Raw genomic sequence first — 8,614 nt, 5'->3', positions numbered from 1 at the left:
CCGAAGGGCGGCAGTTCTTTTTCGCCAGACTTCGTTGCTTGCTCCTTACAGATCCACTTCGGGATATGCTCGTCGCTCGCGCCTCGTCTGGCCGAAAAATCCCTTGCCGCGAACGTGAGCGTATTTATGAAATGGACCCCTTAGCGAAGTCCGCTGCTCCGGTGCATGAATAAACCGCCGTTGCGGCGCGTCGATTGGCGAGCATACGAGATGCGCAGTTCTTGGGGAACAAAGCAGTTCTGCCCATGAGCCTCGGAGCGCCGGTCTGGCAGCGTGCGACGATTCTGGACTGCGGTGGCAGAGCGTAGCGGCGACACCGCTTTGGGAGCCTGGCCGGCGCGGCCAAAGCGGCGTGGCGCTTCGCTTCCCGCCGCAGTCCAAAGAGTTTGTGCGACGTCAGCCGCGCTGGGTTCATCTGTGGTTAAAAGAACTGCAGGAATTGCCGCTTGCCTGACTGGGCCGCGGGTCTAAAGTGAATTCATGAAATTGTCTCTCTCGTTGATCGCGGCGCTGTTGGCCACGTGGACGGGCCTTGCGCAAGGCGTCTCCGTCGAACTGTCGATGGATCAGCAATACTTTCTTCCCGGGGAATCGTTGATCGTCAAGGTGCGCGTGACCAATTATTCGGGCCAGACTTTGAATCTCGGCCAGGACGACGACTGGCTGACCTTCACCGTCGAAGGACGAAAGGATTCCGTCGTGTCCAGGCTGGCCCCGGTCCCGGTCAAAGGCGAATACACGCTGGAATCATCGCGGACCGGCACCAAAGCGGTTGATCTGGTGCCGTACTACGATCTTTCGCGGCCAGGCAACTACACCCTCAGCGCCACGGTGAAGATTCCGCAGTGGGGCCGTGCGGTGCAAAGCGCGTCCAAGAGTTTCAACATCATTCGAGGTACCCGGCTGTGGGAGCAGGAATTCGGCGTTCCGCAACTGGCGGGCGTCTCCGACGGACGCCCTGAAATCCGGAAGTACGCGCTGGTCCAGACCATCCATCAAAAACATATCACGCTCTATTTCCGTTTATCTGACGCCTCGGACTCGCGGATCTTCCGGATTTTCCCGATTGGCCCCATGGTGTCGCTCAGCCAGCCGGAACCGCAACTGGACAAATTCAGCAATCTGCACCTGCTCTACCAAATCACGGCGCGGAGTTTCAGCTATTCCGCCATCAGCCCCGACGGGCTCGTCATCGCACGGGAGACCTACGATAACTCCGACAGCAAACCCAAGTTGCGGACCGAGGCCGATGGCCGAATCAGAGTGGTCGGCGGCGTCCGCCGTTTCACCAGCGACGATTTGCCGCCGTCGCTCACTTCAACCTCCGCTCCCAATGCCGCGCCTCCGCGTCCGTAAAATCCGGTGCGCAATCTGGTCTTCTCTATGGACGGTACTCTCCGCGTGCCTGGCTGTGGCCACCTCGGCGCAGGCCCAGGATGTGATCCTGCATCTTAAGAATGGGGATCGTGTCACCGGCTCGATCGTTTCGACCAACGCTCAGGAGGTCGTGCTCTCCACGCCGTACGCCGAGCGAATCACGATTTCCGCGTCCCAGATCGCACGGCGCGAAGATCAAGGCGCGAAGGCTGTAGCTCAACCTCCCAAGCCGGCGCCCGCTCCCCCGCCCGCGAGTCCAACTCCGGCCCAGAAAGCTCCCGCCCCAACCGCCAAAGGTGGAACGGACGCTCCGGCTCCTCCTTCGTCTGCGGCCGCCGCTCCCAAATCTTCCGTCTCCAAACCGGAGGAGCAACAACCGACCCTGGGCGCGGGCCTGCCCAAATTCCTGATGGACTGGAAGGGCGAACTTGAAGTCGGTCTTAACCTGGCGTTTAGCAGCAAAGACCGCCAGACTTACGCGGGCCGTTTTCGAGCCACGCACCTTCACACCACTCCTAGCAAACGACTCCTCAAAAACGACCTCGATTACCTGGTCTCGTATGGGCGGGCCGACGGCGTGCTTTCCGACAACCGCATGGATGGAAGCTGGAAGATCGAATACGACATCGGGAAAAAGTTCCTCGTCTATAACGCCGCGGGCGCCGGATTCGATGAAGTTCGCCGAATTGACCTCCGGTACGATGTGGGTCCCGGCCTCGGTTACAAATGGGTGACTCGGACCAACTTCGTTTTGCTGACCGAGTTGGGCGGGAACTACCAGAACCAGATGTTTGCCGACGACGGAAGCAAACAGAGATATTCCCTGCGCCTGGGCGAGGAATCCTGGTGGCAGGCCACGAGCAAATTGCGCCTGGATGAGAAGATCGAGTTCTTTCCGAGCGTGGACAAGTTCGGCGAGTACCGTCTGCGCGGCGAGGTCAATCTCAGTTATCTGGTCCGCAACAATGTCGCGCTCAAGTTGACCTTGATCGATCTTTACGAAACGGATCCTCCGATCGGCATTTCCAACAACGACCTCCAGATTCGCTCCTCCGTCGGGATAAAGTTCTGAACGGGTTATTTGCAGTCACTTGACGGAGCGCGGCGTTTACGCCGCTTCAGGTGAAGATTCGCGGGAACCGCGTTGAACTGGGCGAAATTGAATCCGCGCTGACTCGGCACGAAAAAGTCCGGGAAGCCGCGGTGACGTTGCGCCGGAACGTGAGCGGCGAGAGTTCTCTGGTGGCTTACGTCGTGCTTAAGCACGTCAAGGCCACGGATGAAACCAGTGGCGCACGACTATCCGAGGTTTCCTCCGTCCAATGAACCTCACGGTAGGGCGAGCATGTCCTCAGCGAGCCGGTCTGGACGTGTTCCAAGCTCGTCGATCGGCTCGCCGGGACGGACTCGCCCTACCGTGTTCATGGGCGGTGAGCATGCTTCTGAAACCCAGGGAGCTTCACACGAACCTGATGGTAGGGCGAGCATGTCCTCAGCGAGCCGGTCTGGACGTGTTCCAAGCTCGTCGATCGGCTCGCCGGGACGGGCTCGCCCTACCGTGTTCATGGGCGGTGAGCATGCTTCTGAAACCCAGGGAGCTTCACACGAACCTGATGGTAGGGCGAGCATGTCCCCAGCGAGCCGGTCTGGACGTGTTCCAAGCTCGTCGATCGGCTCGCCGGGACGGACTCGCCCTACCGTGTTCATGGGCGGTGAGCATGCTTCTGAAACCCAGGGAGCTTCACACGAACCTGATGGTAGGGCGAGCCTGTCCTCAGCGAGCCGGATCGGACGTGTTCCAAGCTCGTCGATCGGCTCGCCGGGACGGACTCGCCCTACCGTGTTCATGGGCGGTGAGCATGCTTCTGAAACCATGGGAACTTCCCATGAACCTGATGGTAGGGCGAGCCTGTCCCCAGCGAGCCGGATCGGACGTGTTCCAAGCTCGTCGATCGGCTCGCCGGGACGGGCTCGCCCTACCGTGTTCATGGGCGGTGAGCATGCTTCTGAAACCATGGGAGCTTCCCATGAACCTGATGGTAGGGCGAGCCTGTCCTCAGCGAGCCGGATCGGACGTGTTCCAAGCTCGTCGATCGGCTCGCCGGGACGGACTCGCCCTACCGTGTTCATGGGCGGTGAGCATGCTTCTGAAACCATGGGAACTTCCCATGAACCTGATGGTAGGGCGAGCCTGTCCCCAGCGAGCCGGTCTGGACGTGTTCCAAACTCGTCGAGCGGCTCGCCGGGACGGGCTCGCCCTACCAGCGATCGACTGATCGAAGAGTCCAAGCGCCCTTTCGACCTGGCGCGTGGACCGCTCGTTCGGTTCCATCTTCAGCGCCGCACGGACGACGATCATGTTTTGCTCTTGGTCCTGCACCATATCCGACGCGTGGTCTTTGAATTTGCTCTTCGATGAATTGGCGCGCCTTTATGAGGTTTTCGCGAACAAAGGATTGCCGCGCCTGCCCCCGCCGCCGCTCCAGTATTCCGATTTCGCCGCGTGGCAGCGCCAGCGTTTGCGCGGCGCGGTTCTGGAAAAACAACTCGCGTATTGGATGCGCGAACTGGAAGGCGTCCCCAACTTGCTCGAACTGCCGGCCGACCGGCCGCGGCCTTCGGTCCAAACCTATGCTGGCGCGCATGAGTCCGCGAGCGTTCCCCGCGAATTGGCCGACGCGTTGAAAACACTGAGCCAACGCGAAGGCGTGACGCTGTTCATGACCACGCTGGCCATCCTCCAGGCGCTCCTTCCGTGCTGAGGGATTCGCGGCCGACCGTCGCTGCCATCGACATCACCATGAGCGCGCCGGCCAACAAGACGAACTATGTCGCCGGCGAGAAACCGCAGGTCACCCTCGTGTTCAAGGACGACGCGGGCAAACCGATCGATCACACGCAGTTGACCGAAGCCAACTTTTCCGCGGCGCGTCTTCTCGTTTATGGACCGCGCGCCCGCGCTGTTCCCGTGCTGACCACAGCAGTCAAAGACGGCAATTCAAAACTGAGCGTCTCGGTGACGAGCCGTCAGGCAGGGCCATGGGCCATCAACGGGAAGACGTTTAAGATCGCTATTAACGGCAGCGCGCCTCAAGACATCAAGATAGTCGGAGCCAGCAATCTCGTGACTGCGGCGGAAGTGGTCGCATCGCTGAACACGATCATCACGAACCTGAACGGCGGCGCCACCGCCTCCGTTTCCGGCGCGAATGTGAATATCAGGACGAAGGTCCTTGGGAACGACGCCCGGATCGAAATCTACAATGGTGAGGTCACGAAGGCCATGGGTTGGAAGGCTCCTGGCGTCGTCTTGGAACCGGATGTCACGGTTGCGGCAGGCACTTATCAATACAACGATATCCGGGCGCGGACCAGTGCTGCGAACAACGATCCGATGGTGCTTTGGACCGCCGCCGGCGTGACCTATCAGTTGGACGATGTGGCAGGACTGCCTCCGGGAACGTATAGCGCTTATGCTTATGGCGTGCCGATCGCAGGCAAGATCGCTGGACTCACCAGAACTTCCAACCTGGGCCACCGCACGTTCCAGATTGGGACCGCGACACCCGAAAAGAAGATCGCGACCAACTGCACGGATTGCCATGGTGACACGATATTCCACACCACGGGAGCCATCCATCCCGCGGCGTTCGATACCGATCAATGCACCGCCTGCCATGATTACGGTCGTGTCGCCACCGGCGAAATGTTCAAGAATCAAGGCGGCACGTCGCTGAGCGGCTGGAGCGGCTATGGCGCCATGCGCGACAAAACTCACCCGACCGCACCGGATTGGCCGGCGTGCGATACGGCAGAGTGCAACTCTGCGCTACGGCGGAAGGCACGCTAAACAAACACGAGCGGGAGGATTGTGGATTGCGGACAGCAGATCTCGGAATCGGAAGACTCGACCAGGAACCCACCCCTTCCTCTCCTGGGAGGGGTGCAGGGGTCGGTTGTCTCTCAGAGAGCCTCGCTTACGTCATTTACACCTCCGGTTCGACTGGCAAACCGAAGGGCGTGATGGTGAGCCATCGTAACTTGGCCAATCTCTTCGCGGCCATGGACGAAGTCATCGGGACCGAACCGGGTCTTTTTGTGGCCAACCTCTCCCATTTTGGGTTTCATAGCCCCGCTCATGAAAATCCTTTTTCTTGGCGGCACGGGCAATATTTCGGCGGAGTGCGCCGCCCTCTTGCATGAACGCGGCCACGAGATTTTCGTCGTCAGCCGGGGGAAAAGTTCGGTCCCCGCGCCGTATCGCGCCATTCAAGCGGATCGGAAAGATTTGAACACGATGCGGGCCGCCTTGCGCGGATTGCAGCCGGACGCGGTGCTCAACTTCATCGGCTATGAAGTGGCCGAGTTGGAGATCGACTTCGAGTTGTTCAAGGACGCGGTCCGGCAGTACCTGTTCATCAGCTCGACCACGGTTTATGCGAAGCCGCACCGGCAGTTGCCTCTGACCGAGGCCGCGCCGTTGGGAAACGCTTACTGGGATTACGCCCAAAAGAAAGTCCAGTGCGAACAATGGCTGCGGGAGCGCCGGGAGGAAACCCGGTTCCCGGTAACGATCGTGCGCCCGTCGCACACCTACTCGAAGCGCTGGATTCCGAACCTTGTCTCCAGTTCGAGCTACTCGTTCGCGGCGCGGCTGGAGCAGGGCAAGCCCGTGTTCGTGCCCGACGACGGCGAGAATCCATGGACCCTCACCGCCGCGAGCGATTTCGCGGTGGGCCTGGCCGGTCTGGTGGGGAAAGCCGAGGCGGTTGGCGAGGCGTTCCACATCACCAGCGACGAAGTGCTGACATGGAATCGAATTTACGGTGAGATCGCCTCCGCGCTGGGCGTCGCATCGCCGAAGATTTTGAAAGTCCCGACGGAGTTTGTTTGCCAGACGGTGCCGCGGATGACCGGCCCGCTCCAGGGCGACAAGTCCAATCCGGGCGTGTTCGACAACTCGAAGCTCAAACGGCTCGTGCCGGAGTTTCAGTGTCGCAAGCCGTTTCGGGTGGGCATTCGCGAATCCGTCGCGTGGCTGCGCGCGCATCCGGAAGAGCAGAACTTGAATCCGCAAGTGGATGAGGTGTTCGACCAGGTGGCCGCGGCGTGGCAGCGATCTGGAAAGGATTCCGGCTCGCCGCGACGGGGCAGTTAGAGCCTGTCTGAAGAATGGGTGGAACGGGCTACCAGCCCGTTTTTTGGCGGCAACCTGCCGCCAAAAGGCCCGGCTTTCGACGTTTGGCGTTCGACGCTCGACGTTCAACGTTCGATGTTCAATCCTCACCGCCAAACACCGAACATCCAACATCCAACGTCAAACCTTGAACTTTGAACTTTGAACCTTAAACCTTGAACTCGAAGCCGCAGGCTTCGTCACCCGTCCAACGGACTTCTCACGCCCAGTCCCGGCCGTTTCATCACGTGCGTGTAAATCTGCGTCGTCTCCACGCTCGCGTGCCCCAACAACTCCTGCACCGTCCGAATGTCGTAGCCTTTCTCAATGCAATTCGTGAACAGGACACTAAAGCCGGTCCAAGGGGCTTTTTGCGCCAATCCCCGGACGATTCAACACGTGAGTGTAGATCATCGTCGTCGAAACGTCGCTGTGCCCCAAGAGCTCCTGCACCGTGCGAATATCGTAGCCGGACTCCAACAAATGCGTCCCGAAGCTGTGGCGCAACGTATGGCACGAAGCGGGCTTGGCCATCCCGGCCGCCCGCACTGCCGCCGCAAACGCCTTCTGCAATCCGTTTGCATGCACATGATGCCGTCGCACTTTTCCCGTTCTCGGATCCACCGAAAGCCGATCCGCTGGAAACACCCATTGCCAGCCCCACTCCCGCCCCGCCTGGGGGTATTTCCGCCCCAGGCTTTCCCAGAGCCACACCTCGCCGTGCCCCTGCCGACAATCCTCCTCGTGCATCTGTTTCACCCCCGCCAGGTGTTGCTTTAACTCCGATTCCATCCCTTGCGGCAAGAACGTTACCCTGTCTTTGTCCCCTTTCCCGCCGCGCACCACAATCTGATGCGCGCCAAAATCCACGTCCTTGACCCGCAAGCGCACGCACTCCATCAGCCGCAGTCCGCTCCCATAGAGCATCCGCGCCATCAGCCGATGCACTCCCTCCATCGCCCCCAGCACACGCCGCACCTCCTCCGTCGTCAGCACCATCGGCAGCCGGCGCGAGCGTTTGGCCCGGGTGAATTGGCCAATGGCCCCGGGCTCCTGCTGAAATCCCTCCCGAAACAAAAAGATCAGCGCGCTCAACGCCTGGTTCTGCGTCGCCGCGCTGACCTTGGCTTCCACCGCCAGGTGCTCCAAAAACCGCCTCAGATGTTCGGTGTCCACGCTCGGCCCGGCGGTGGCTCCGCATTGCATGAGAAACCGGTAAATCCATTCCAGGTACGTCTGCTCGGTCCGATACGAATAATGCCGCAGCCGCAGGGCCTTGACCGTCCGCTCCAACGCCGCGCCATAGCTCTGTCGAACTTGGGCGAATTTCTCCTGGGCGCCCTGACGGGCCCAGAACACTTCCAACCCCCGTTCAATCGACTCGCTGGAAGGGGTGGCCTCGGCAGGCAACAGTTCCGGCCACTCCTGGGCCCAGGACACGCCGAGAACCCCCTGATAAAGCCGGCGCAACGCGTCGCCGGCCTGCTCCAGTTGCCAGGACTCCAGCCCCGTCCCCTCCAGATAGGACAGATACTCGATGATTTGCGAGCCTTCGGCCTCCTTCAAACGCCGGGGTTGCAACCAGCTTATGAACCGTTCGCAGTCTCGCCGATACCATCGCCAGCGTTTCTCCGCGATCCCGGCCTTTTCCAGAACGCGCCGGTACCGTTCCCAGAACGCCCCTTCCGCCCCCGAACCCGACTGTGATTCCTGCTCGTTGCTCATCTTGACACCTCCCTGCAAAGTGTTGAATATGCTCGAAACAACTCCGGGGAAAGATGGGCTTTGCATTCCAACCTCCCTGGAAGAACGGGGACAAATTATTGGATTAGGTAGATTCTGTCTAACACAATAAAAAATATTTCCACCCAATATCTGTTGAACAAAGCCGCTTCGCGGCAGTTGAGGACGGGGAGTTGGTGATGGATTGGAGGGAGTTTCAAGCTCGTGTTGGTGATTAATATTCGGGCCGTCCTGCCTTATCCTGTTTGACCGCAGGCCGACCTTTGAGCCGGCGCTGCGATCAAAACCATCAACGTTCCTAAACCTATCGTTATGCCT

General features: G+C 60.2%; 10 protein-coding genes. 8 read left to right on the top strand and 2 right to left on the bottom strand.

All coding sequences use genetic code 11. The annotated features are described in order from the left end of the window. The first annotated feature begins 480 nt into the window (after window positions 1–480). The 8 genes from FJ398_22970 to FJ398_22935 are packed head-to-tail and all read left to right on the top strand — an operon-like array spanning window position 481 to window position 6,535. Entirely contained in the window at window positions 481–1,356 is an 876-nt protein-coding gene (locus tag FJ398_22970; GenBank protein ID MBM3840768.1) for a hypothetical protein, read from the top strand. Continuing rightward, window positions 1,250–2,449 (top strand): DUF481 domain-containing protein, encoded by a 1,200-nt coding sequence (locus FJ398_22965; GenBank protein MBM3840767.1) that lies wholly within the window; start codon window positions 1,250–1,252, stop codon window positions 2,447–2,449. Before FJ398_22970 ends, FJ398_22965 begins: the two co-directional genes overlap by 107 nt. Window positions 2,450–2,499: 50 nt before the next feature. Next, entirely contained in the window at window positions 2,500–2,703 is a 204-nt protein-coding gene (locus FJ398_22960; GenBank protein ID MBM3840766.1) for an amino acid adenylation domain-containing protein, read from the top strand. Further along, on the top strand, window positions 2,657–3,796 hold the full coding sequence (locus FJ398_22955; protein MBM3840765.1) for a hypothetical protein: 1,140 nt from the start codon (window positions 2,657–2,659) through the stop codon (window positions 3,794–3,796). Before FJ398_22960 ends, FJ398_22955 begins: the two co-directional genes overlap by 47 nt. Then, window positions 3,735–4,139 (top strand): hypothetical protein, encoded by a 405-nt coding sequence (locus FJ398_22950; protein MBM3840764.1) that lies wholly within the window; start codon window positions 3,735–3,737, stop codon window positions 4,137–4,139. Before FJ398_22955 ends, FJ398_22950 begins: the two co-directional genes overlap by 62 nt. A 38-nt stretch (window positions 4,140–4,177) precedes the next feature. Beyond that, complete coding sequence (locus FJ398_22945; protein MBM3840763.1) at window positions 4,178–5,227, top strand: cytochrome c3 family protein; 1,050 nt, start codon at window positions 4,178–4,180, stop codon at window positions 5,225–5,227. After that, on the top strand, window positions 5,119–5,580 hold the full coding sequence (locus FJ398_22940; protein ID MBM3840762.1) for an AMP-binding protein: 462 nt from the start codon (window positions 5,119–5,121) through the stop codon (window positions 5,578–5,580). The genes FJ398_22945 and FJ398_22940 overlap by 109 nt, the downstream gene beginning before the upstream one ends. Further along, window positions 5,516–6,535: an NAD-dependent epimerase/dehydratase family protein gene (locus FJ398_22935; GenBank protein ID MBM3840761.1), complete on the top strand. Its 1,020-nt coding sequence runs from the start codon at window positions 5,516–5,518 to the stop codon at window positions 6,533–6,535. Before FJ398_22940 ends, FJ398_22935 begins: the two co-directional genes overlap by 65 nt. Before the next feature lie 218 nt (window positions 6,536–6,753). Here FJ398_22935 and FJ398_22930 read toward each other — a convergent pair whose 3' ends face one another. Beyond that, complete coding sequence (locus FJ398_22930; GenBank protein MBM3840760.1) at window positions 6,754–6,897, bottom strand: integrase; 144 nt, start codon at window positions 6,895–6,897, stop codon at window positions 6,754–6,756. A 4-nt stretch (window positions 6,898–6,901) separates the two neighbouring features. Then, on the bottom strand, window positions 6,902–8,278 hold the full coding sequence (locus FJ398_22925) for an integron integrase (protein MBM3840759.1): 1,377 nt from the start codon (window positions 8,276–8,278) through the stop codon (window positions 6,902–6,904). Window positions 8,279–8,614 lie beyond the last annotated feature (336 nt).

The organism is Verrucomicrobiota bacterium (assembly GCA_016871535.1).
In the GTDB taxonomy this organism is placed as follows: domain Bacteria; phylum Verrucomicrobiota; class Verrucomicrobiia; order Limisphaerales; family SIBE01; genus VHCZ01.
Note: the sequence above shows the minus strand (reverse complement) of the source record. Positions and strands in the feature narration are given on the sequence as shown.

Coding starts and splice junctions, on each gene's coding strand:
- FJ398_22945 (MBM3840763.1), top strand. CDS start 4,178: ATGAGCGCGCCGGCCAACAAGACGAACTATGTCGCCGGCGAGAAACCG.
- FJ398_22950 (MBM3840764.1), top strand. CDS start 3,735: ATGTTTTGCTCTTGGTCCTGCACCATATCCGACGCGTGGTCTTTGAAT.
- FJ398_22935 (MBM3840761.1), top strand. CDS start 5,516: ATGAAAATCCTTTTTCTTGGCGGCACGGGCAATATTTCGGCGGAGTGC.
- FJ398_22925 (MBM3840759.1), bottom strand. CDS start 8,278: ATGAGCAACGAGCAGGAATCACAGTCGGGTTCGGGGGCGGAAGGGGCG.
- FJ398_22955 (MBM3840765.1), top strand. CDS start 2,657: ATGAAACCAGTGGCGCACGACTATCCGAGGTTTCCTCCGTCCAATGAA.
- FJ398_22965 (MBM3840767.1), top strand. CDS start 1,250: ATGGCCGAATCAGAGTGGTCGGCGGCGTCCGCCGTTTCACCAGCGACG.
- FJ398_22970 (MBM3840768.1), top strand. CDS start 481: ATGAAATTGTCTCTCTCGTTGATCGCGGCGCTGTTGGCCACGTGGACG.